This is a genomic window from Parasutterella excrementihominis YIT 11859 (assembly GCF_000205025.1).
Taxonomy (GTDB): domain Bacteria; phylum Pseudomonadota; class Gammaproteobacteria; order Burkholderiales; family Burkholderiaceae_F; genus Parasutterella; species Parasutterella excrementihominis.
Map to the genome: position 1 here is coordinate 40,009 of NZ_GL883690.1, position 21,614 is coordinate 61,622.

At 47.7% G+C, this 21,614-nt stretch carries 21 protein-coding genes and 1 tRNA gene; 10 read left to right on the forward strand and 12 right to left on the reverse strand.

What is annotated here, in order from left to right; all coding sequences use genetic code 11:
* Positions 1–32: 32 nt before the first annotated feature.
* Entirely contained in the window at positions 33–326 is a 294-nt protein-coding gene (locus HMPREF9439_RS03585) for a hypothetical protein (RefSeq protein WP_008863742.1), read from the reverse strand.
* 127 nt (positions 327–453) lie between these two features.
* On the opposite strand from HMPREF9439_RS03585, the gene HMPREF9439_RS03590 reads away from it, so the two are divergent.
* Positions 454–529 (forward strand) — tRNA-Ala (locus HMPREF9439_RS03590).
* A 189-nt stretch (positions 530–718) separates the two neighbouring features.
* On the opposite strand, the gene HMPREF9439_RS03595 is transcribed toward HMPREF9439_RS03590, so the two are convergent.
* Positions 719–2,170, reverse strand: coding sequence for a tetratricopeptide repeat protein (locus tag HMPREF9439_RS03595; protein WP_008811980.1), 1,452 nt, complete (start codon positions 2,168–2,170; stop codon positions 719–721).
* Between the two features lie 616 nt (positions 2,171–2,786).
* On the opposite strand from HMPREF9439_RS03595, the gene HMPREF9439_RS03600 reads away from it, so the two are divergent.
* Positions 2,787–3,515 (forward strand): GntR family transcriptional regulator, encoded by a 729-nt coding sequence (locus HMPREF9439_RS03600; protein ID WP_008863743.1) that lies wholly within the window; start codon positions 2,787–2,789, stop codon positions 3,513–3,515.
* 109 nt (positions 3,516–3,624) lie between these two features.
* Positions 3,625–5,682, forward strand: a complete 2,058-nt coding sequence (gene recG / locus HMPREF9439_RS03605) for an ATP-dependent DNA helicase RecG (protein WP_008811982.1) — start codon at positions 3,625–3,627, stop codon at positions 5,680–5,682.
* Positions 5,683–5,716: 34 nt separating this feature from the next.
* Here the strand turns inward: recG and proC are convergent, their stop codons facing one another.
* Positions 5,717–6,550 (reverse strand): pyrroline-5-carboxylate reductase, encoded by an 834-nt coding sequence (gene proC, locus HMPREF9439_RS03610; RefSeq protein WP_008863744.1) that lies wholly within the window; start codon positions 6,548–6,550, stop codon positions 5,717–5,719.
* A gap of 2 nt (positions 6,551–6,552) precedes the next feature.
* Entirely contained in the window at positions 6,553–7,278 is a 726-nt protein-coding gene (locus HMPREF9439_RS03615) for a YggS family pyridoxal phosphate-dependent enzyme (protein WP_008811984.1), read from the reverse strand.
* 265 nt (positions 7,279–7,543) lie between these two features.
* On the opposite strand from HMPREF9439_RS03615, the gene HMPREF9439_RS03620 reads away from it, so the two are divergent.
* The 3 genes from HMPREF9439_RS03620 (at position 7,544) to HMPREF9439_RS03630 (ending at position 9,583) form a co-directional block, all read left to right on the forward strand.
* On the forward strand, positions 7,544–8,038 hold the full coding sequence (locus HMPREF9439_RS03620) for an RNA polymerase sigma factor sigma-70 region 4 domain-containing protein (protein WP_008811985.1): 495 nt from the start codon (positions 7,544–7,546) through the stop codon (positions 8,036–8,038).
* Positions 8,039–8,165: 127 nt separating this feature from the next.
* Positions 8,166–8,768, forward strand: coding sequence for an epoxyqueuosine reductase QueH (locus tag HMPREF9439_RS03625; RefSeq protein ID WP_008863745.1), 603 nt, complete (start codon positions 8,166–8,168; stop codon positions 8,766–8,768).
* A 212-nt stretch (positions 8,769–8,980) separates the two neighbouring features.
* Positions 8,981–9,583, forward strand: a complete 603-nt coding sequence (locus HMPREF9439_RS03630) for an NAD(P)H-dependent oxidoreductase (protein ID WP_008811987.1) — start codon at positions 8,981–8,983, stop codon at positions 9,581–9,583.
* A gap of 201 nt (positions 9,584–9,784) precedes the next feature.
* Here HMPREF9439_RS03630 and HMPREF9439_RS03635 read toward each other — a convergent pair whose 3' ends face one another.
* On the reverse strand, positions 9,785–10,834 hold the full coding sequence (locus tag HMPREF9439_RS03635; RefSeq protein ID WP_008863746.1) for an alpha/beta hydrolase: 1,050 nt from the start codon (positions 10,832–10,834) through the stop codon (positions 9,785–9,787).
* A 479-nt stretch (positions 10,835–11,313) separates the two neighbouring features.
* Between HMPREF9439_RS03635 and HMPREF9439_RS03640 the strand changes: the two genes are divergently transcribed.
* The 4 genes from HMPREF9439_RS03640 (at position 11,314) to HMPREF9439_RS03655 (ending at position 15,592) form a co-directional block, all read left to right on the forward strand.
* Positions 11,314–11,763 carry a tripartite tricarboxylate transporter TctB family protein gene (locus HMPREF9439_RS03640; RefSeq protein WP_008811989.1) on the forward strand — a complete coding sequence of 150 codons (450 nt, stop codon included), beginning with the start codon at positions 11,314–11,316 and terminating at the stop codon, positions 11,761–11,763.
* A 12-nt stretch (positions 11,764–11,775) separates the two neighbouring features.
* Complete coding sequence (locus HMPREF9439_RS03645; protein WP_008811990.1) at positions 11,776–13,284, forward strand: tripartite tricarboxylate transporter permease; 1,509 nt, start codon at positions 11,776–11,778, stop codon at positions 13,282–13,284.
* 199 nt (positions 13,285–13,483) lie between these two features.
* Positions 13,484–14,431 (forward strand): tripartite tricarboxylate transporter substrate binding protein, encoded by a 948-nt coding sequence (locus HMPREF9439_RS03650; protein ID WP_021868046.1) that lies wholly within the window; start codon positions 13,484–13,486, stop codon positions 14,429–14,431.
* 111 nt (positions 14,432–14,542) lie between these two features.
* Positions 14,543–15,592 carry a type II asparaginase gene (locus HMPREF9439_RS03655; protein ID WP_008810123.1) on the forward strand — a complete coding sequence of 350 codons (1,050 nt, stop codon included), beginning with the start codon at positions 14,543–14,545 and terminating at the stop codon, positions 15,590–15,592.
* Between the two features lie 66 nt (positions 15,593–15,658).
* Here the strand turns inward: HMPREF9439_RS03655 and HMPREF9439_RS03660 are convergent, their stop codons facing one another.
* The 7 genes from HMPREF9439_RS03660 to HMPREF9439_RS03690 all read right to left on the reverse strand — a co-directional run bounded on the left by HMPREF9439_RS03660 (position 15,659) and on the right by HMPREF9439_RS03690 (position 21,597).
* On the reverse strand, positions 15,659–16,231 hold the full coding sequence (locus HMPREF9439_RS03660) for a flavodoxin (RefSeq protein ID WP_008863748.1): 573 nt from the start codon (positions 16,229–16,231) through the stop codon (positions 15,659–15,661).
* A gap of 18 nt (positions 16,232–16,249) precedes the next feature.
* Positions 16,250–17,194: a DUF362 domain-containing protein gene (locus tag HMPREF9439_RS03665; protein ID WP_244862377.1), complete on the reverse strand. Its 945-nt coding sequence runs from the start codon at positions 17,192–17,194 to the stop codon at positions 16,250–16,252.
* A gap of 5 nt (positions 17,195–17,199) precedes the next feature.
* Entirely contained in the window at positions 17,200–17,619 is a 420-nt protein-coding gene (locus HMPREF9439_RS03670) for a cyclophilin-like fold protein (protein ID WP_008863749.1), read from the reverse strand.
* Positions 17,620–17,646: 27 nt separating this feature from the next.
* The gene (locus tag HMPREF9439_RS03675; RefSeq protein ID WP_008810119.1) at positions 17,647–18,411 is read right to left on the reverse strand and encodes a GDSL-type esterase/lipase family protein; all 765 of its coding nucleotides are present in this window, start codon (positions 18,409–18,411) and stop codon (positions 17,647–17,649) included.
* 155 nt (positions 18,412–18,566) lie between these two features.
* Entirely contained in the window at positions 18,567–18,992 is a 426-nt protein-coding gene (locus HMPREF9439_RS03680) for a DUF4186 domain-containing protein (RefSeq protein ID WP_008863750.1), read from the reverse strand.
* Positions 18,992–20,143, reverse strand: coding sequence for an asparaginase (locus HMPREF9439_RS03685; protein WP_141555110.1), 1,152 nt, complete (start codon positions 20,141–20,143; stop codon positions 18,992–18,994). Before HMPREF9439_RS03685 ends, HMPREF9439_RS03680 begins: the two co-directional genes overlap by 1 nt.
* A 47-nt stretch (positions 20,144–20,190) precedes the next feature.
* Entirely contained in the window at positions 20,191–21,597 is a 1,407-nt protein-coding gene (locus HMPREF9439_RS03690) for an FAD-binding oxidoreductase (RefSeq protein ID WP_008810116.1), read from the reverse strand.
* Positions 21,598–21,614 lie beyond the last annotated feature (17 nt).

Sequence of the window (21,614 nt, forward strand, 5' to 3'; positions counted from 1 at the left end):
GCCTTTTTTCAATAGAACAGCAAGCCTAAATGTTAGTCGAAGATGGAAGGCAACGGTTCAGCCCATCTGTTTTCTATGTCTAGATCACGAAGAATCCATTCCTCGGCACTGTCTTCGAGCTGAAAGCTACGACTACGACAACCTTTGAACAAAAAGTCGAGGTAGTACTCCATAAACATGAATGCTGCCGTGAAGGTTTCCTCATCGTTTGAGCCTTTGTAAACAGCGGCGATTTCTTCGTGCATTGAGTCGCCAAGGTTTCCGCCGCGTTCGTTTATTATCCTTTTCATTGCCACCAATATGGACCATATTCCAAATAAAACCATCAGAGATGACAGATTCTCCGAACGCCTTTTCGAACTTTTTATCTCCGTAGATAAAAATATTTTTTTGCTGAAGTTGAAATTATTTGTAATTTAGTGCATCATTCTGCCTGTGAGTTTTCACGCCGGTGGGGATATAGCTCAGCTGGGAGAGCGCTGCGTTCGCAATGCAGAGGTCGTGGGTTCGATCCCCATTATCTCCACCATCAACTTCCATTTCAGAATTTCCTAAGAGCATCGCTTATTTAAGCTTGCTTACTTGTTTTTCTTCTGTATCTCCAAAAGCTTTTCTGGCTTTTTTGTCTACTCGAGCCATTAAAAGCCTAATGGCGAGCATGAAAAAAAAACGATCGTCGCAATTCGCGAAGATCGGCCGAAAATTATCGTAAAAGAAGTTACTTGCTTGTTAAATAGACTCGACGAATTTTGATGGCCTCAATAGCGTCCTCACCATTTAAATTCTGGGCCTTTCTGAGGTCTTCAGCGCTCATTCTCTTTTCCAAAGCTTCAAAGGCTTTGACCTCTTCTTCCGAGGCACCTTTTTGAAGTACGCAATCGTTCAAAATTGCATAAGCGATGACAGGATCGCCTCCGAACCAATTCGGAGTGGCTAACTTCATGGCATAGCTGCAGACATTCGCTTTATTGCCTTTCTGCACGGCTGCTAGAGCCAAGGCCCCGCCGATATCGAAGTTTTTGCGTACGCCGACACCGTTCCAGTATTTCTCAGCGTTTTCTTCCAGCTCTTCCGGCTTAGCCCGAGCGATGTACATATCAAGATACTTTTGGGCGTCTTCATGGTTTTTAACCGCACGAGGTCCGGATAACTCTAATCCGACTAAAGTCAGTAAATCTTCATTAGAAGCGATGGGAGCGGCCTTTTTCATCCAGTAAACGGCTTTTGCAGGATTCTTGGCAACACCCTCAGCGCCGTAAAGATAAATTCTTCCTGTTTGGAGTTCAGCAGCCGTCAAGCCCATCTCGGCTGCTTTTTCAAAACATTTAAGCGCTTCCGGCACTTCTTTGGCATTCCAATACAGTTCGCCTAGATAGTATGTACCGTTAACACTTCCCTTGTCCGCGGCGGCTTTTGCCCAATATCTGGCCTTTTCAGGATTCTTTGTCAGCCGTAAGCCGTGTCCGAAGGAATAACTAATCGTATAAAGTTCTTGAGGAGAAGCGTTTTGAAGGATGGAATCAATATATTCCTGCCCTGTTTGCTTGGACTGCTCGTTATCTGCTTGAGAAAGCAGACGTTCACCGGTCATCACTCTGGAGAGCGCATGGCCGTTTTCAGCGGCTTTGCGAATCCAGTCATAGCCCAAGTTCTCGTCTTTTTCGACGCCTCTGCCCTCAAGATAGGAAATACCTAGAGCGGCTTGTGCTGGAGCATAGTCAAGTGAAGCGGCTTTTTGAATGAGCTCAAAAGCTTTTTCCTGAGATAGTTCGACACCGGTACCTTTTCTATAAAGAGCCGACAATCGCATCATGGCTTTCGGACTTCCGAGATCGGCTGCCTGCCCATAAAGAACGGCGGCTTTGGAGAGATCAACAGGAACGCCTTCCCCGTACAGCTGCACTTCAGCTTGTTCGATTAACTCTTTGATCTTCTTTTGTCGAGCAAGAAGTTGTTCCTCTGACTCTCTTGGTTCTAAAACTGTTTCAGCAGGTTTAACTTCTTTTTCGGCGCTTGCTTTTTGGGTTGGCGCCGGATTTGCTGCCTCTGTTTTTTCCTCTGTCTGGACAGCCGGTTCCTCTTTTACGATTTCGGAGGATTGCGCAGCTGCATAGCCGCTTGAAGCGATGCATATTCCATAGACTAAAGAACACACAAGTCGGTAAACCATTATCGTTGTCTCCTATTTGTGCCGTCATTTTTGCAGAATTTCTCGAGGAGTAACAAAATTATTCCTTCAATCGCAGACACTGAGGTGAAATTTCTTCTAAATACCGCGATTCATCCCAAGGGGCCCAGGATTTTCCGAGATTTCGTCTGCCTATTGATTACTACTTGAGTTTTTGGTGTTTTGTCAGAGTCGAAAAAATTGTCATTTTTGCTTACTAAAATAACCCCTCTCGATAAAATAGCCACATCGAATTAATAAAACGAAAACCGCCCTGTTTGGCAAGAGGTTTTTAGTGGAGATTCCTCATATAAACTCTTTTTTTACATAGAAAAACTACTGTGTTATTACAGGGGTAAATATAAAAACTTATAGACTGAAATGAGATTCTCTTCCTCCTTCCCCAGAATAGGGATTTTTCAACCTAATTCTCTAAGTGGTATGCCTATCATTTGTCAGATTTCCCATTTTGGTAAATTTTTAAAATTACTAAGTAGATGCACGGGCATACGTGATTCTTTTTACTCGATTTTCCTAACTATTATCCCTATTGTGTTATAGGGGTAAAAAGGGGTAACATTAATGTCATAAAAAGATAATTTATTTGAGAAGGCCTTATATGAAAAACGCACGCTGGGTAAGGCTCGCAGATGATCTGACTCGTGGTATCACCAACGGTGATTATCCCCTCGATTCGTATTTGCCAACCGAGATGGAGCTCTGTGAGAAATATAACGTTAGTAGGTATACCGTCCGACTCGCACTTGCAGACCTCACACGCCTGGGCCTGATTAAACGGTGGCCAAGACTAGGCTCTAAAGTCGTATCCGTAGGATTTGACGAAACCTATGCCCATACCTACACCTCATTTGCGGATATCGACGGTTTGTCCTCTACACACAAAAGAGTTGTCCAGGGAACTCAGGAATGTGTTGTTGACCACGCACTGGCAAAGAGACTGGAATGCGAGAGGTATCTGCGCTTCCTGCGTTTTTCTAATGTCCGAACCAATCCGACAGACAACGGAAAGCCTGTTGTTTGGACGGCGGTTTATGTGAACGCCGCTTACTCCCGTCTGCCGGATTTGGCTCGGTTAAATCCGTTGGTTCTTCTTTCCACACTGATCGAGAAAGAATACGGAGAAAAGTGTCTTGAAGTCGTCCAGAAGATTTCCGCCGTTCCCCTTCCTGCAGAAGCCGCAATGTATCTGGATGCTCAGGTCGGCTCACCTTGCCTCCGTATTCTCCGCCACTACATGGGTATTAAGCGGAACATCCTCGAAATTTCAGAGTCTTATCATCCCGGCGACCGTTACGCACTGACAATGAATATGCGTGCTAACCGTTGATTACTTAATTGATAGAATGCTTGTGTAAAGCATTCGACTCACGAAAAAAGAGGATTCGAGCTGCCTTACAGGCAGCTCTTCTTCTATATAGATATAGGCTGTTAGGAAAGTGGCAGAAATTTCTTGGAAACGAAAACCCGGACAAAAATTGGCGCCTCTGGCCGAACGCCTTAAGAAATTGGGTTTGGTCAGCGATTGGGATTTTGTCCTTCATTTGCCTCTTCGTTACGAAGATGAGACCTCCATTACGCCGATCGAAGAACTTGAAGTCGGCGTCGACGCCCAGGTTGAAGGTGTTGTCACCAATAACAGCGACAATCGGTTCGGAAATTTTGAAGCTTGGGTCGATGACGAAACCGACATGCTCAAGGTTCGGTTTATTCACTACTACCCTTCTATTCGTGATTTACTGAAAGTCGGGAAACGTGTCCGACTCTACGGAAACCCGCGTGCCGCTTTCGGCGGCGGTCTTGAAATGATTCATCCCAAGGTTCGCGCTCCGAAATCCGAAAGCGACCTTCCTAAAACGCTTTCACCTGTTTATCCCGCCGGCGAAGGTGTGACTCAGCTGTGGCTGAGAAAACGCATTGACCGCGCCTTAATGGACGTGGATATTTCTGACCTCTTGACCGAAGAAGAGCGTAATGAATTGCACCTTCCGGGACTTTCTGAAGCGATTAATTCTCTGCATCATCCTAAGGCCGGCGCTCCGATTGGTCCTTTGCAGAATCGAACGGATCCGGCTTGGCAGCGGTTGAAATTCGATGAGCTTCTGGCTCAGCAGATTTCGCTGAAGAAATCTCGTGAAATGCGGGATATGAACAAAGGACCGTTGATGCCGCTGCGCAAAGGCGACAACAACTCTTTGACAGCAAAATTTTTCCATTCCCTGCCCTTTAAGCTGACAAAGGCCCAGATTCGAGTCTGGAAAGATATTTACGAATCTCTCGGCAGCGAACGCCCCATGAACCGATTGGTCCAGGGAGATGTCGGAAGCGGTAAAACCGTCGTTGCGGCGCTTGCCGCCTGCCAGGCGATTGATGCAGGCTACCAGGCGGCGCTTATGGCGCCGACGGAAATTTTGGCTGAACAGCACTTTAAAAAGATTATTTCCTGGCTGGAACCTTTCGGCGTCCGTGTCGTTTGGCTCTCCGGAAAACAGAAGGCCAAAGAAAAGCGTGAAGCCTTGGCGGCAATCGAAGACGGTGCCGAACTGGTGGTCGGAACTCATGCAATCATTCAGCCGGACGTTAAATTCAAGGCTTTGGGGCTCGCCATCGTCGATGAGCAGCACCGTTTCGGCGTGGATCAGAGATTAGCCATTCGTGCACAGCAAAACGGTATGATGCCGCATCTTCTCATGCTGTCGGCCACGCCTATTCCCCGAACCTTGGCCATGAGTTATCTAGCCGATATCGACGTCTCCGTCATCGATGAACTGCCTCCGGGAAGACAAGAGATCTCAACAAAATTAGTTTCCATGAGCCGCAAAGGCGATTTGGTCGAATGGATCGGCAAGTCTTTAGCCGCCGGCCTGCAGGCCTATTGGGTCTGCCCTCTGATCGAAGAAAGCGAAAAAGTAGACCTTACCGCTGCCACTGAAACATGTGAAGAGATTAAACAAATCCTCCCTCAGTTCAAGATTGAGCTTCTGCACGGCAAGATGACGCCGGAAGATAAAAACGCTGTCATGGATCGGTTTGTTAAGGGAGAAACAAAGCTTTTAGTTTCTACAACAGTGATTGAAGTGGGCGTAGACGTTCCGAACGCATCCATTATGGTTATTGAACACGCAGAACGCTTCGGGCTTGCCCAGCTCCATCAGCTCAGAGGACGCGTCGGCCGAGGATCGATCAAGAGTTATTGCTTTGCGATTTTCGGAGACCAGCTTTCAAAGATCGGCAAGGAACGTCTCCAGGTATTCAACGACACGACAGACGGCTTTGAAATTTCCAGAAGAGACTTGGAGTTGAGAGGGCCTGGTGAGTTTTTAGGCGCTCGTCAGAGCGGAGCTGCCCTGCTTCGTTTTGCTGATTTTGAAACCGACGGCTTCCTCGTTGAGAAAGCCATGGCGATGGCGGATAAGTGGATCCGAGAAAAAGATCCGCGGGCAGAAAAGCATGCTGCCCGCTGGTATCAGTCTAAAGAAAAGTATTTGGAAGCTTAGAAAGTGAGGCCTTCTTTGAAGGCCTCAGCATCAATTATTTCTCCGCTGCTTCTACGCTTTCGTGGAAAGCGTCGCCGAGTTCAACGGCACGTTTCTTGCAGGCGTCCATCGCATCCTGCATCATTTCCATAAAGTGACGGTCATTCATGACCTTGAGCGCTTCATAAGTTGTGCCGCCTTTGCTCGTTACCTTTTCACGAAGGACAGACGGCGACTCGCCGCTGCGTTTGGCGAGTTCGGCTGACCCGAGAACGGTTGCAATGGCCATTCTCTTTGCTTGGACGTCATTGAATCCGTAACGAAGTCCGGCTTCTGTCAGCGCTTCAATAAATCTGAATACATAAGCAGGGCCGGAACCGCTGATGGCTGTTACTCCGTCCAGTTCTTCTTCTTTCGTACACCAAATCAAATCGCCGCAGGCCGCAAAAACTTTGACAATAAAGCGATGGTCGGGTTCTGCTTCGGGTGTGGAATAAAGTCCGCAGACGCCGAGACCGATTTTCATCGGAGTATTCGGCATGGTGCGGCAAATGCAGTTGTGACCGATCATTGCCTCAAGGTCTTTGACTCGAACGCCGGCCGCAATAGAAATTACGAGTGCGTCTTCGATCCATTCTTTGCTGGCTTTGATGGCTTCAGCAAGCTGCCGCGGCTTGACTGCAAGAACAACGGCATCGATCTCAGAAAGCCACGAACCGGGTTCCTTATGAGCATGGACACCGTATTCGGAAGAAAGACGCTCCAATTTCTCTTCATTGTGATCAATGACGTGAATATCATCGCCCTTCCAGTCACTTGAGACCATCTTAGAAATGATGGCTTCTCCCATGTTTCCGCCGCCGATGAAAGCGATTGTTTTTCTATTCATTTTTACTCCTTTTTGGTGTAGTCACGAGGTCCGAAAATTGCCGAGCCGACTCTTACCATGGTACTCCCGCATTCCACAGCTTCTGCCATATCCGAGCTCATGCCCATCGAGAGCGTGTCGATATCAAAATTCAGCTCATCTCTTAAATGCAGGAAGATGGCATACATTTCTTTTAGAGGAGCCTTTTTGCCCTCTTCAGTATCCGAGGGCGCCGGAATTGCCATGATGCCTCGAAGCTTTAAGTTCGGAAGCAATGTGATAGCTTGAGCCAGGGCCGGGACGTCGGCTGGCTGGCAGCCGCTTTTGCTCTCTTCGTCAGAGATGTGAACTTCGATTAACACATTTAAGGGAGGCATATCTGCGGGTCTTTGCTCAGAAAGCCGCTGTGCGATTTTTAAGCGGTCTACCGTCTGAACCCAATCGAAATGTTCAGCTACAGGGCGGGTTTTGTTGGACTGAAGATGCCCGATAAAGTGCCAGGTAATCTCCAAGTCAGGATGCTGCTTTTTAAAGTATTCGATTTTTTCGCACCCTTCCTGAACATAGTTTTCCCCGAAGGCCCTCATGCCGCACTTCACTGCTTCCTCCAAAGCATTAATTCCGAAGGTTTTTGAAACCGGAAGTAAAAAGACGCTTCCCGGCTCTCTGCCGAAGCGCATTTCGTCGTCTGCAAGTGATTGTTTTACCCTTTTGTACCGTTCTTCCAAACCGGGCTTGAGTATCGACATTGAGCTCCTCCTATATTGAATCGTCAGTGAATAGTAGAACGATTTATAGGAAAAAAACTAAGGTCAGGCACGGAATGGTAACGTGTCAGGGTGATTATCTTGAAAAAAATATTATTTAATTAGTTATTAACAACAATAATCTTTTTTTACCCTAAATGGTATCATTACTCATAGCTCAGAGAACATGGATAATAAAATAGTTATTCAAGTTTGATGAGCACTACAAACCACCACATTGATAATCAGCATACCGGAGCATTTAGTTATGCCAAAGACAATCAAGACAGCAAGAGGCCTGGCTCGTTTTGCGAAGGCCCCGTACGCATCCCGCCGCAAATCTCTTCCCAGACACTCCTTCGAAACTCGTCAGAAAGCATTGGCGATTTTCCAGGCCGGCGGAAGCTACAAAAATTGTGCAAAAACTCTCAATATTCCCGTATACACAGCTCGTGACTGGCATCGCAGCTTCCTGATCGGGACCTTCCGTGCAGAACATGGCGCTCGCCAGCAGTCCTACACACCTGAACAGAAAGCCGAAGTGCTTCGTCTGCGTAAGGAAGAAGGCAAGTCCTACAACGTTATTTCTCAGTTAACGAAAGTTAACCGCGCAACAGTTCTGCAGTGGATTCATAAGGATATCGCTCAGCAGCAGGCAGCAGAAGCTGCTGCACAGCAGGCTCCCGCAAACGACTCTGAAATGACTGAAACCGGTCCGGTCGGCGCAGTTGCCGAAATGACCACATCCGGTCCCACAGCCTAATTGATTATCTAAGAATATTCGCGGATAAATAAGCGAAAAGCAGCGCCGACAGCGGCACCGAAAAGTCTCTCCTTTCCGGTTTCCACTTCGGCGCTAGTCTTGTTTCTAGTCTTTCCTTTTGATAAGCATGAGTTCTCTGGTTTTGGGACCGCTCCCCAAAGAAGTTCTATTGCATTCCTGTTGCGCACCCTGCTCTGCCGCCATCTTAGAGTGGCTCCAGCAGAATGGCGTGCGTCCGACGATCTTTTTCTATAACCCGAATATTTATCCGGTGAAAGAATATTTGATTCGTAAAAACGAACTGGATCGATTCGCTCAATCATTAGGAATTCGGGTTATTGACGGCGACTACCGACACGACCTTTGGAGACTTGCCGTCATCGGATTGGAAAAAGAACCGGAAAGAGGACGCCGCTGCCTCGCTTGCTTCAAGCACCGCCTTCTCGTGACGGCTGAATGCGCGAAGCGCGAAGGGATTGAACTCTACACAACTACCTTGGCCGGATCACGCTGGAAGAGCGCCGAACAAATTCGAGAAGCGGCAGCTCACGCTAAATCTTTAATTCCTGAAAGCACCTATTGGGACGTGAACTGGAAAAAAGGCGGTCTGCAGGAACGACGCGGTATTTTGCTCAAAGAAAACGGCTTCTACAATCAGCGGTACTGCGGCTGCGAGTTTTCAATGGGGCATTTGACAGAAGAGCAAAGAATAGAAATTTTGAAGCGATAGTAAAAATCAGATTTTTCTCTTGCAAAACATGGAACTTTTGTCGATGACTCAATGATTTTTCATCTCCGGGAAATATTCTCTGCATCCTATTTTTCAAGTATTTTCTTCAGGATATGCTTAAAAAGCATAAAAGACCGAACGTAAAGTATTTGATTTTTTGTCGACACGGTTTGGATAATCTCGAAAGGTTATCTTTAGCGGGAGAGTAATCTATGAGAGTTTTTGTTATTAATGCTGGAGTAAAGCGGCCGGACGGCTCGGGCGGATGGCTTAATGCCGAAATGACTCGCATGGCAAAAGAGGCATTCGAGCGCAGAAAGATAGAAAGCATCATTACGGATCTCAATGAGAAATGGGACCTGGAAAAAGAAGTCGAAAAAGTTCTCGGTTCCGATTTGCTGCTGGTTCAGACACCTATATGGGCCATGTCCACGCCTTGGCAGTATACGAAATGGCAAGACATTGTCCTTACCGATCCGCGTGTCTGCGGTACAGATGGGCGGACACGAAAGGATCCAAACAAGCTTTACGGTACGGGCGGTTTTCTTACGAAAAAGCGTTATTGGATAAGTACAACATGGAACGCTCCCGAGGACGCCGTGTGCGAACCAGGACAATTCTTTGATGCTCGTGGACTTGAAGGTGTATTAATGCCTTTGCACAAACAGTTTCAGTATATGGGTATCAAACCTTTGGCACCGAGTTTTGCTATTTTTGACGTTTACAAAAATCCCACAGTTGAGTCTGATTTGCTCCGGTGGAAATCAACTCTTGAGGTGGTGACAGGCAAGCTGTTGATAGGTCAAACTCAATGAGAAGACCAATAAATTCGTAACTATCCGTCTCTGTAAACCTAGATCTTTAGATTGAGGGCCTTAGGTTGAATGGCGTCTCTAATTGAATGTTTTTTGAAAAGTTCTTCCACAATTCTGCAAGAAACAGCAGAGATACAAAAAGCGCAGCAGCTCAATTCAAGTGCCCTGCGCTTTTCAACTCTCTAGGAAGATGCTTTCAGATTACGTCTTCAGATATTTGCCGAAGAATTCCTGAAGTTTGGCAGCTTCTTCATTGACGTACTTAGGAACCCAGTATGTTTCAATGTGCTGAGCGCCTTTAACCAGATAAATTTCTTTATCTTTTGTACCGGTTGCCTTCTTGATGGCGTCATCAGTCATGTAGCGGGTGTCAGAAACATCGCCGGCAATCATGAGAAGCGGCTGGTGGATCATGGCCATATGGTCATCGACGTCCCAGTTCATCAGATCCATCAGGCTGCTCTGCGTGTAGAGGAAGGTGGAATTGGGATGAGCATGAGTACGGAAATAATAGAAGAAGCCGTCTCTGTAAAGTGCGAACGGGAGCTTCTTGGCCTGTTCATCTGTCAGATTCATAGCGCCGACTAAGCGAACATCGCCTTCTTTTTCAAAGGTTCTTGCTTCGGCAGCCTGAGCAAGTCTCTGCTGGATCGTGTCCATCTGGGAGTCTTGGAAGCCGTTTCTACGAACGCGGCCGCTGTTGAACATAGAGATGGTGGCAACAGCCTTGATGCGAGGATCCTTCTGAGCGGCGCCGAGGGTGTATCCGCCACCGCCGCAAATGCCTAAGGCACCGATTTCATTTGCGTTCACACCAGGATAAGTTCTGATGTAGTCAACCATGCCGTTGATGTCTTCGATACGGTTAGCAGGTTTGTCGGTGTGTCTCGGTTCACCGCCGCTAGCACCCTGATAACGAGCATCAGCAGCAACGGTGATGTAACCCATTCCGGCGAGTTTTTCTGCAAAGAGACCGGCAACCTGTTCTTTAACGCCGCCGTTCGGGTGAGCAACGACGATGGCGGGATAGGATTTCTTCGGATCGTAGCCGGCAGGAGTGTAGACGTTGGCAGCAACGCGGATGCCGTCAACTGTATAGGAAACAGGATGAATATTTACTTTACCAGCAACATTTTCTGTAATTGCATTGTCGTATACCAGGCCGTAAGGATTCTTAGAGAAATCCGCGGCGACAGCTGAATAAGTAGTCATAAGAGCTCCCACTAAAGCAGCACAAAGTAGTTTTTTCATGCTTCGCACCTATCAATAAAAAAATCAATAAATGATCGATGTGTACATATTAGGGATATGTCTAAGGCCGCTATGTCTCGTATTTCTGGAAATTTTGCCTATTTTTGCGGTAAAGGCAGAAAACAGGATTTTTTGCTGGCCTGACGGAGCAGCGTCTACCCACTCTTAAGCTCTTCATTCCGGCTGCTGCCTGTAGGTTTTCGAAAAACGTTCGTTCTCCTCTCTTGGGTAAGAATAATTAGAAAGTCAGAAAAACTACAAGAAATTACACAATGAGGTGATCGATTAACGTTTTGAATTATTGTTTCTTTTCGAACTTTTCACAGGTAAGCGTTCTGAAATTCGTTGGTCAGCCGAAGGCGCTGATGTAAAATCAGGCAGAATGGGCCTTGTAAGTAATTATTTCAGAGAAATAAAAACCTCATCTCTTCTAATCACGACAAGTCCATAGAACAACCTCATTAACAAGAGTCACAATTATGAAAGAGTCCGACTTATGCGTCATTGCGGTAGTCTATGGCGTTGCGACCTGGTTTTTGGTCATGACGCTGCAGCTGCCGCCGGCTGCTCAATCCTACCCTCTAATTCTTTTAACTGCCCTTTACTGCTGCAATACGCTTTTCTTAGGTAAACAGTTATATTCCTTCTACCGCCATCGAGTTGTCCTGAATGACTTCAGAAAATTGTTCGCAGGATTCCTTCCCGGACAATTTTTCGGTGTCTTGGCAGGCTGCATTATTTATATGGCCTTAGTGAACTATTTGGGCTATTACATCTCCAGCGTTCTTTATCTGCTGCTGGCCCAGTTCTTTCTGAAAGTAAAACCGATACCCGCAATTATCAGCTGCGCCTGCATCATGATTGTGACTTATCTGGTTTTCTCGATGTTCCTGCATGTTCCTCTTCCCCTCGGGATTTGGTTTGAATAAGGAGAAGAAACCATGTTAGAAACACTCTCCTTAATGGGCATGGGTTTCATCCATGCAATGAATCCTCTTACATTGATCCTTATGATCGGCGCAACCGCGCTGGGTATCACGATCGGCTGTCTCCCAGGTTTGTCTGCCGCAATGGGCGTTGCCCTTCTGCTCCCGGTGACCTTCGGTATGGATCAAGCTACGGGTTTGATCGTCTTAGGCGGTATCTACTGCGGCGCCATCTTCGGCGGTTCTATTTCCGCCATTTTGATTCATACGCCAGGCACCCCTGCTTCTGCGGCAACGGCCATTGAAGGCTATGAACTGACAAAGAAAGGCATGGCCGCTAAGGCGCTCGCTGTTGCCTGCTTTGCCTCTTTCTGCGGCGGCTTATTAAGCTGTATTTCTCTTTACTTCTTCTCCCCGTTCCTTGCCGAACTGGCGATGAAGTTCAAGAGCCCTGAATACTTCTGGCTTTCGATTTTCGGTTTAACCGTGATCGCCGGTGTTTCCTCTAAATCGCTTCTAAAAGGTTTCATCTCCGGCATCTTGGGTCTCCTGATTTCGACCATCGGTATGGACCCGATGGAAGGCGTTGAACGCTTCATGATGGGCAGCGCTACGCTGTACAACGGTGTCAACGTTACCTGCGCGCTGATCGGATTGTTCTCGATGTCTCAGGTTTTGATCCTGGCTGAAAAAGCGATTAAGAAACGCGCGAAAGCAGCCAAATTCACGGGCAGCCTTCTTCTGAGCCGCGCCGATATCAAGAGACTGGCTCCGACCATCACGCGTTCTTGGATCATCGGCAACATCTTGGGTATTCTGCCTGGCGCCGGTGCAACGATCGCCTGCTTCATGGGTTACAACGAAGCACGCCGGTTCTCCAAACATAAAGAAGAATTCGGCAAAGGTTCTATTGACGGTGTGGCCGGTTCCGAAGCTGCGAACAACGCTGTGACCGGTGGTTCTCTCATTCCGACATTAACGCTCGGTATTCCGGGTGAATCCGTGACCGCTGTGTTGATGGGCGGTTTGATCATTCACGGTCTGCAGCCGGGACCGGAGCTCTTCTCCACTTACGCTTCGATGACCTACACATTCTTTGCCGGTTTCGTGCTGGTTCAGTTTGCGATGCTGGGTGTCGGTCTCATCGGCTGCCGTATGTTTGCTCAGGTCTCCCGTCTTTCCGACTCTATCCTGATTCCTTCCATCTTCCTGCTTTGCGTTGTAGGTTCTTTTGCTATCCACAACAACTTTGTGGAAGTGATCATCATGTTCATTTTCGGCATCATCGGCTACTTCGTTCGCAAGTTTGATTTGAACGCAGCCGCCATCGTGCTGGGTCTGATCCTGGGTCCGATCGGTGAAAACGGCCTGCGCCGTTCTCTGTATCTCTCCGACGGCGATCCTACGATCCTTTTCAGCACCCCGCTCTGCTGGATGCTCATCCTCTTGTGCGTCCTCGGCACTTGCTCTCCGTGGCTGATGGCTCGCTGGGAAAAACATGTTGAAGCCAGATCCCACCATTAATCTGTTGCTTTGACCACTCGCCTCCGCCTCGCCGGAGGCTTTTTTATGGGCGATTCACTAATTTGTATTCCAAATTTTGTAAGCGTGCGTTAATATCCACATTACTGATTCGGAGTCACCATTTGTCGAATTAATGATTCTGCAAAAGCGACCTGGGTTCAGAAGTAAAAAAATCACCATCCTTAGGAGGATATTCGAAATGAAAAAAGTTCTTGCAGCTGTTGCTGTTGCTATGACCCTGCCGATGACAGTTATGGCATGGGAACCGACCGGTGACGTCAACGTTATCGTTGCTTACAAAGCCGGTTCCGGCACAGACACAGGTGCTCGTCTTCTTGCTACCGAAGCCCAGAAGTACATTCCGAAAACCATCATCATTCAGAACCTTCCCGGTGCTGACGGCAAGATCGGCTGGACAAAATTAGTTCAGTCCAAACCCGACGGCCAGACTATCGGCTTCATCAACCTGCCGACATTCACAACTTTGGCTGCACAGTCGGGGGCACCCTTCTCCATCAATGACATCGTTCCTATCGCCAACCATCTGACTGAAGCCGGTGTTGTTGCTGTTAAGGCCGATTCTCCCTACAAGACCATCGAAGAACTCGTTGCCGCCGCTAAAGAGAAAGGAAACCTGAAAGCCTCCACAAACGGCAACAAGGCTTCCAACCACACAGCTGCTCAGCTGCTTGCCAAGAGCGCCGGCTTCAAGTACAAAGCCATTCCTTACGGCGGTACAGCCGACCAGCTGCTGGCTCTTCGTCAGGGCGAAGTTGACTTCACCTGCGCCAAGGTTGCTGACGTTGCCAAGCTCGTTAAGGGCGACAAACCAGAACTCCGTGTTCTGGCTGTTTTCAACACCAAACGTGATCCTGAACTCCCGAATGTTCCGACACTCGGCGAAAAAGGCCTCTACCCCGAATGGTACGGCTCTGCTCGTGCTTTAGTTGCTCCGAAGGGAACCAAGCCTGAAGTTATCCAGTACTACGTTGAAGCCTTCAAGAAGACAATGCAGGATCCTGCTGTCATCGAAGCTCATAAGAAAGCCGGTATGGCTCTTGACTTCAAAGACAACAAGGAACTCGGTGACCTGATCAAAGCTCAGGACAAGTTTGCTCGTGACGTTGTCAACGACCTCTACAAATAATTTTTGATTATTTGCCCCGGGTACTTCGGTGCCCGGGATTAAAAATGCCTTTTTAGGTGGGTAATTCCTCAATTTAGCGATTGAGGCTAACTTTTTGTACGCATAAATAAAATGTTCAAGAAAATCCTTCTTTCCGCAACTCTGATGGCTACCGCCACAGCTTTTGCCGCTGACCTTCCTTCCGTTAAGATTTTGGCTACAGGCGGAACGATCGCCGGAACTGCTGCTTCCAGCACTCAGACAACCGGATACAAAGCCGGTGATTTAGGCATTCAGACTTTGATCGAAGCGGTTCCCGCAATGAAAGACTATGCCAATGTTTCCGGTGAACAGGTCGTCAAGATCTCTTCCAACAATATGGATACCAAGACCTTGCTGAAACTTGCCAAGCGCGTTAACGAACTGCTGGCTGATCCGAAGGTTGACGCTGTGGTGATTACCCACGGTACCGATACATTGGAAGAAACCGCTTACTTCCTGAACCTTGTTACTAAGAGCGACAAGCCTGTGATTTTGGTCGGCGCTATGCGCCCTGCCACAGCCATTTCTGCCGACGGTCCTATGAACCTTCTTGAAGCTGTTCGCGTTGCTTCTACGCCTGAAGCAAAAGGTAAAGGCGTCATGATCGTCATGAATGATGAAATCAACGGTGCCCGCGATGTCACCAAGACAAATACGACCAATCCGGCTACCTTCAAGTCTCCGGAACTCGGCGCCATGGGTTATGTGAGCGGAAACAAAGTTCGTTTCTACAAGCAGTCTACAAAGCGTCACACAACCAACAGCGAATTTGACGTCAGCAAGCTCGAGACTCTGCCTCGCGTTGACATCATCTACTCTCATGTTGACGACGACCGTATTATGGCCGACGCTGCTGTTGCAGCCGGTGCTAAAGGCATCATTCACGCTGGTACAGGCAACGGCTCCATCGCCAACCCGACAATGGAAGGTCTGAAAGACGCTGTGGCTAAAGGTGTTGTGGTTGTAAGAAGTGCCCGCGTACCGAACGGTGCAACGACGGTTTCTCTGCCGATGTGGACGAAGGCCGGTTTCTTAGAATCCGACACACTCAATCCTCAGAAAGCTCGCCTGCTTCTGCAGCTTGCTTTGACGAAGACTCAGGATCCGAAAGAAATCCAGAGAATGTTTGACCAATATTAATTGGCCGATTAGATCTTCTTGATATTTAGTAAGAAAGGCACCTCGGCGCCTTTCTTATTGAAAAAATTACTTAGAGGCCAGACCGTTGGCTTTCAGCCATTCCGCGACCACTTTCGGAGCGGATGAAAACTGAGAGGAACGAATCCAAAGGCTCTTTGTGAAATTACCTTCAGGGATAAGGCGTCTGGCGTCTCTTTCAACACCGGAAATTCCGCTGCTGGCGCTGGAGACAATCAAACCGATTTTCTTGCCGGCGATTGCCTTTCCGTTATGGAACAAGAATGTCTGCATAGGTGCGGCCATATTGCTCCACCAAAGCGGTGTACCGATGATAACGGTGTCATATTTTGAAAAGTCAACGTCCACCGGATCAATGGCGGGATAAGAAGAAGGATCATTAGGCTTGCTTCGAATTTGGTCCACCAAATCACTTCCGAGAGAATAATTGTTGGCCGCGTAGTTCAAGCCTTTTTGCGCCGGCTGAATCTGAATCACATCCGTCGAGGTTTGGTCTTTAACGGCGACAGCGGCCTTTTCAATATTTCCGGTGAAGCTGTAATAGACAAGAAGTGTTTTGGCCTGAACTTGTGCACTAGCGGCAGTTAAACCAAGAAGTGTGGCAATGAGGAGTTTTTTCATCTTTTTTTCCTATAAAAATTAGAGTGTTATGAGCTTGTAGGTGCGGTTTCCGGCTTTGATTTCGTCCAAGTACTCGAGTTGTAAGAAGCCTCTGTCAATCTTTTCTTGGAGCGAATAAGCGTTGTACTCAGCAGGAGTCAGACCGTAAATTAAGTCTGCCGCGGCTTGGTCGGCAGCGAGCAAATCCAGAGATCCGACGATGCCGAGATTGCCTGTTCGGACTTTAGTACCTTTCAGCGGATCAACGTGAATGTTTGAGACCACGTTAATAAAAAGCAGTCGATTGTCCATTGCATCGTGAATGCCTTTTGAAGCATCGGCGAGTCTTCGGAAGAATCCTGCATCTTTTCTGACTCCCAGACCATGAACTTGAGTCTTGCCCTCTCCGCTGGCTAAACCGATGCCGACGTTTTTACACGCACCCGAAAATCCCGCAAAACTCGGAATTCGGAAATTAGCCGTCACTGCAACGCAGCCATACTCTTTCAATAGAGCCGTCGGCGCAGAGACAGATTTCAGTTCTTTACCGCCTTTGATCGGAACTTCCGTGTATTCGTTGTTGCGATCCAAGATATCGAGGCGATTCTTGTCGACGCCTTGAGCCGTTATCGCTCTAATATTTCCTTGCGTATTGCCTCTTCCGGCCGGATAGATTGAGGCATAGTTGCATTCAACAAACTTGCTGTTCGGAATGTGATTCAGCAATGCTTCCCACATACCTCGATTCGTATCGACATCATCGCCGTGAAGTTTGATGCCGGAGAGTCTTCTGTCTTCCGGAAGGTTGGCGTCTTTTCTAAGCCGGTCATAAATTGCTAAAAAGTTCTCCGCATTGATGTCTTTAGAGAAATAGACCGTGGATGCACCTTGATTCGGAGTTGCTGCAAACACTTTACTGCCTATCATCGGCATTGCTGCCGCTGTTAAAAGAATCGTTCTTCTCAAAAATCCTGTTGTTTCCATATCGTTCACTTAACAAGACTGATTTCAACATCTTTGGAGCCGCTTTCTTGGATGGCTTTAAGCGCTTCCGGAGAAAGTTTTCCGAGCGGGACTAAGTTGTCAGACGGACGAAAGTCTCTGACAAAAACCGCCAGGTTTCCCCATGGGATGTAATAGGTAATATCGCCTTTTTGAGGATCGCAGCTTCTAGGCGCGGATCCTAGGTTCAATGATTTCGGTAAATACGAAATCCGTTCCGTCGATCCGAAATCCTCAAACTTAAGTTTGAGCGGAAGCTTTGCAGCAAAGTCTTTCGCGGCATCGTTACCATTTAATCCCCCGGCGTAAGCTTTGCCATCCACTTTGATCTGAATGTTTTGAGCCATGACATTTCCGGACATAAGTAAACAAGTCGTAATTGCAGCGGCAGCGGTCAGAAGTTTCATTAAGGCCTCCTAGGATCCTTTCAACAATTAATGCGCAAAGATTTCTTTGACCTTTGCAGCTGCCGCCTCGCCTAAAACTTTGTGTTGTTCCGGGGAAAGGTGAACACGGTCAATCTGTCCCGGAATGCCTTTCACGAAGTCTTGAGCGTTTATGTATTCGGCTCCAAGAATTCGGCATTTTTCCTGCAGAAGCGGCGGAAGCTCTTTGGTGATTTTTTCTGCGCCGCTGAAAGCGTCGCCGTAAGCTGTTTCGTTAGGCTGGAGCGGGGGTGCAATGACTAAGACTTTTGGTGTCTTAAATTTAGTGTTGGATTGCCATTCACCTGCTTGAATCATACGAATCATCTCTTCAAGGTCATCGGCGATCGCTTTTGCATTGTTCTTGTATCTTGAATTCGCGTCATTGGTTCCGAGCATGACAATGACTATATCCAGAGGAAGGTTTTCGGAAAGAACCGCAGGAAGTGAAACCATCCCGTTGAACAACTTACCGGAAAGGCTCTTGCCGGTTCCGTTGCCGTCCTTTTGATCTCTTTTTACCGTTCGGCCGCCCAAGGCATTAACTTCGACTTCATAGTTAGGACCAAGTTTTTGAGCCATGACCTGAGGCCAAATTTGATCGATTGGAAGACGATAGATGTCTTTTTCAGGGCTCCAGGCCCATCCGAAAGAATTCGAATCTCCGTATACCAAGATTCTCTTGGCTTGTTTATTTTCCGAAGAAAATACCGGAAGCGGAGAACTCAAAAGAATTGTTGAAAGTCCGAGGAATGAACGGCGGTTAAGAGGCATAGTTTCTCCTTCAATATGCCTCCATCATAAAAATTCTTTTCTTCTCAATCCAATACTATTTATGGATGGTTAGTTATAACTTTTAGTTAGGTTGAGTCCGAAAGCTTCTAAAGAAGCCTTCCTGGAATGTGTTGAAAACCTTCAAAAAAGGAAACTTAATCTTGGTCGAAAAGATCCAAAGTCTCGCCTTTGCGTACTCTTTTCTTCGGAGTCGGTTTTTGTAAGTCTCGATGAATCCACTCCAAGATCACATCGCTCAGGGTATTGAGTTCTTCTTCCGTTAGTTCTCTGCCTTTGTCGATCCCATGCCACTTATAAAGACAGCCGCGGCAGCAGCATCCGGTCGCGTGCTGCGCAGTAAAGATCGGATGTCCCTTGTACGGCGTCTGTTTGCCGTCGTTTTTCGGATTCGCGCTTCCGATTCTGTCGTGAAGAATTTCTTTGGCGTGTTTCTTCAAGAGCTCGTCATTACGAGTCTCGGCATAAGTTCTGTCTGCGTAAGACAAACGAAACTTGCTTCGAAACGCTGAATGGCTCAGCGCTTCGAAAAGCTCGTCCATAGAAGCAAATTTTTGACTCATTAACCGAAGAGACGATTGGTGAGCACCGGATCCAAACATTCCTGTACGTAGGCGAAGAATCTTTCAGGATCTTCTTTCTTTAGTTGGATCGCTTCTTTCTGGGAAAGGACGTACATCAAAAGAAGTCTAGCTTTAGCGGTAGTCGTTTCGCCGGCTAACAAACAGCCGGATTCAAGACATTGCGCGACGCTTCCCGGGAAAACCGTACTGTCTAAGACACGGCCGGAAGAAGCTCTCGTCGAGATCACAACGAAAATGCCCTTCTTTACCGCTTTTTTAATCGCAGGCATCATGCCGGCCGGAAGGTTACCGCGGCCGAAACCTTCAACGATGATGGCGTCCGGTTCTTTTTCAAGAACCATTTCAAGAAGCGCACCGTCGTCTCCGCACATGGCTTTAACAACGGGAACTTTGGCCGTAAGCTTTTTGAGCATCGGGAAGTTCAAACCGGTATCGAGCTCTAATGCACCGCAGCGGAAATAAACATTGTCGCGGTCGACATAACCGACGGGGCCCCAGCCCGGAGAAGCCAAGGCAGAAGCCTTGTTGGTGTGAGTGAGCTGAGCGCGGGACGCCGCATGGATCTCACCGTTCATGCAGACGACAACCGTTGGGATATCACCCTTCACGTCGTGACAGGCAACCCGAATGGAATCTAAAAGATTCTTGGTCCCGTCAAACATCGGATCTTCGGGATTCATGCAGGTCGTAAAGACGATCGGCTTGGAATTCTGATTCTGGAATACATCCGATAAAGAAATGCTGACGAAATAAGCTGTTTCTTCAATATTGTCCGCAGGCTGAGTAACGACAACGCCTGAGACTTCCGGGCGAATCAAAACCCTTTGGACGGCTCGGGAAAGCTCAAGCATCATCGCCGGTGTGATCACACTGCCCTTTAAAGAAAAAAACTTCGGAACTTCTAAGAAGCAAAGATCTTCAATTTCAGGAAGCGCATCGGTTACCGCCAATGCATCTTCTTCAGGATCACCGGGTTTGTAGTCGATGCCTGTGGGAATAATCATGTCGCCCAAAGGGAAAAGAGCAACGGTTTTGTCATCCATGACATCGATGTAACCGTCATCGAGAACTTCGGATGCAATGTCGGAAGGTTCCTCTTTGGCGAGTTTTCGAGTTTCTTTGACTGCCATCTTCTTTTCCTTTTTCTTTGATTTCTTACCCACAGTTTCCTCGTTGGTTATTCCGTTTTCAAGAGCTTCCCGGGATTCATGATGCCCTTCGGATCAAAAGCGTTTTTGATCTTGCGCATCATTTCAATCTCCAAAGGATCCTTGAATTGGTAATTATGGTCAAGTTTCAGCATTCCGATGCCGTGTTCGGCTGAAATCGAGCCCTCGAATTTATTAACCTGACTATAAAGAATTTCTCGAATTCCTTCTTCATTTCGGTAGGTTGCACCCGGGTCTTCGGGACTGACGAAATTGAAATGAAGGTTTCCGTCGCCCAAGTGCCCATAGATAGAAAGCCCGAGCCAGGGATAAGCGGATAAAAGCATTGCGCTTGTTTCTTCGACGAACTCAGGGATTAAAGAAATGGGGAGGCTGACATCGCTATGGATACTGCCGCCGGCCGTTCTGTCGGCCAGAGGGATTGATTCGCGAACATGCCAGAAGGTATGGGAATCCTGCAGAGAGCTGGCAATGGCGGCATCGGTGATTTCTCCGTCTTCAAACGCACCTTCCAAGATGTGTTCCATCATGCTTTCCTGAGGCTTCTTTTCCAGAGAAAGTTCAACCAATACTTTCCAGGGAGAGTCGCTGAGCGGAGGCACTTCGATATCAGACAGGTACTTTTTAACTCGCTCGATCGGCAAATCGCTGATCAACTCGAAAGCTGTCAGAGAAGAGCCGGCTTTCATCTTGAATCGGTTCAGAAGCTTTCCGGCGTCCTGAATACTGTTCAGACAGCAAAAAGCAGTTTCCTTTTCTTTCGCCGCCGGGAAGAGTTTCAGAACGACGGCAGTAATAATGCCGATGGTTCCTTCGCTGCCCAAGAATAAATCTTTGAAATCGTATCCGGTGTTGTCCTTACGAAGACGTCTCAAACCGTTGTAAATGCGGCCGTCGGGAAGGACGACTTCAACGCCGAGAACCAAGTCGCGTGTTGTTCCGTAACGCAGTACGGCTACTCCGCCGGCATTACAGGCACAGCAGCCGCCGATGGTTGCGTTGCCTTCTGCCGCAAAAGACAGCGGGAAGAAACGATTAACACTTTCTGCAGCTTCATGCACTTCGGCCAATGTCATTCCGGCTTGAACGGTTAATGTGTCTGAAAGTGGGTCCGCGTCGATGACGTTTTTCATTTTTGTCATGGACAGGACGATTTCAGCATCCGGTCGATAAGTTGTCGCTGCGCCTGTCAGACTTGTATTGCCGCCCTGGGTGACGATGGGAACGTTGTATTGAGCGCAAAGTTTGACGATCTTTGAAACTTGTTCGGTGGTAGAGGGGCGGACGACAGCCAAAGGCTTTGAGACGTAGTGGTCTGTGAAATCATCCGTGTAAGGTCCGAAAAGAGCCGGATCATCAATGACGTTATTGAGGCCGACAATTTCGGCAAAAAGCGATTTGAGTTCTTCTTTCATGGCTTTTCTGAGCAGTA

Bases quoted from the DNA above. Each gene is read 5' to 3' on its own strand.
- HMPREF9439_RS03690 (WP_008810116.1), bottom strand. From the start codon at position 21,597: ATGAAAGAAGAACTCAAATCGCTTTTTGCCGAAATTGTCGGCCTCAAT.
- HMPREF9439_RS03640 (WP_008811989.1), top strand. From the start codon at position 11,314: ATGAAAGAGTCCGACTTATGCGTCATTGCGGTAGTCTATGGCGTTGCG.
- HMPREF9439_RS03650 (WP_021868046.1), top strand. From the start codon at position 13,484: ATGAAAAAAGTTCTTGCAGCTGTTGCTGTTGCTATGACCCTGCCGATG.
- HMPREF9439_RS03625 (WP_008863745.1), top strand. From the start codon at position 8,166: ATGAGTTCTCTGGTTTTGGGACCGCTCCCCAAAGAAGTTCTATTGCAT.
- HMPREF9439_RS03615 (WP_008811984.1), bottom strand. From the start codon at position 7,278: ATGTCGATACTCAAGCCCGGTTTGGAAGAACGGTACAAAAGGGTAAAA.
- HMPREF9439_RS03660 (WP_008863748.1), bottom strand. From the start codon at position 16,231: ATGAAAAAACTCCTCATTGCCACACTTCTTGGTTTAACTGCCGCTAGT.
- HMPREF9439_RS03620 (WP_008811985.1), top strand. From the start codon at position 7,544: ATGCCAAAGACAATCAAGACAGCAAGAGGCCTGGCTCGTTTTGCGAAG.
- HMPREF9439_RS03675 (WP_008810119.1), bottom strand. From the start codon at position 18,411: ATGCCTCTTAACCGCCGTTCATTCCTCGGACTTTCAACAATTCTTTTG.
- HMPREF9439_RS03645 (WP_008811990.1), top strand. From the start codon at position 11,776: ATGTTAGAAACACTCTCCTTAATGGGCATGGGTTTCATCCATGCAATG.
- HMPREF9439_RS03655 (WP_008810123.1), top strand. From the start codon at position 14,543: ATGTTCAAGAAAATCCTTCTTTCCGCAACTCTGATGGCTACCGCCACA.
- HMPREF9439_RS03670 (WP_008863749.1), bottom strand. From the start codon at position 17,619: ATGAAACTTCTGACCGCTGCCGCTGCAATTACGACTTGTTTACTTATG.
- HMPREF9439_RS03630 (WP_008811987.1), top strand. From the start codon at position 8,981: ATGAGAGTTTTTGTTATTAATGCTGGAGTAAAGCGGCCGGACGGCTCG.
- HMPREF9439_RS03585 (WP_008863742.1), bottom strand. From the start codon at position 326: ATGGTTTTATTTGGAATATGGTCCATATTGGTGGCAATGAAAAGGATA.
- HMPREF9439_RS03600 (WP_008863743.1), top strand. From the start codon at position 2,787: ATGAAAAACGCACGCTGGGTAAGGCTCGCAGATGATCTGACTCGTGGT.
- HMPREF9439_RS03665 (WP_244862377.1), bottom strand. From the start codon at position 17,194: ATGGAAACAACAGGATTTTTGAGAAGAACGATTCTTTTAACAGCGGCA.
- HMPREF9439_RS03635 (WP_008863746.1), bottom strand. From the start codon at position 10,834: ATGAAAAAACTACTTTGTGCTGCTTTAGTGGGAGCTCTTATGACTACT.
- HMPREF9439_RS03685 (WP_141555110.1), bottom strand. From the start codon at position 20,143: ATGGCAGTCAAAGAAACTCGAAAACTCGCCAAAGAGGAACCTTCCGAC.
- HMPREF9439_RS03680 (WP_008863750.1), bottom strand. From the start codon at position 18,992: ATGAGTCAAAAATTTGCTTCTATGGACGAGCTTTTCGAAGCGCTGAGC.
- HMPREF9439_RS03595 (WP_008811980.1), bottom strand. From the start codon at position 2,170: ATGGTTTACCGACTTGTGTGTTCTTTAGTCTATGGAATATGCATCGCT.
- proC (WP_008863744.1), bottom strand. From the start codon at position 6,550: ATGAATAGAAAAACAATCGCTTTCATCGGCGGCGGAAACATGGGAGAA.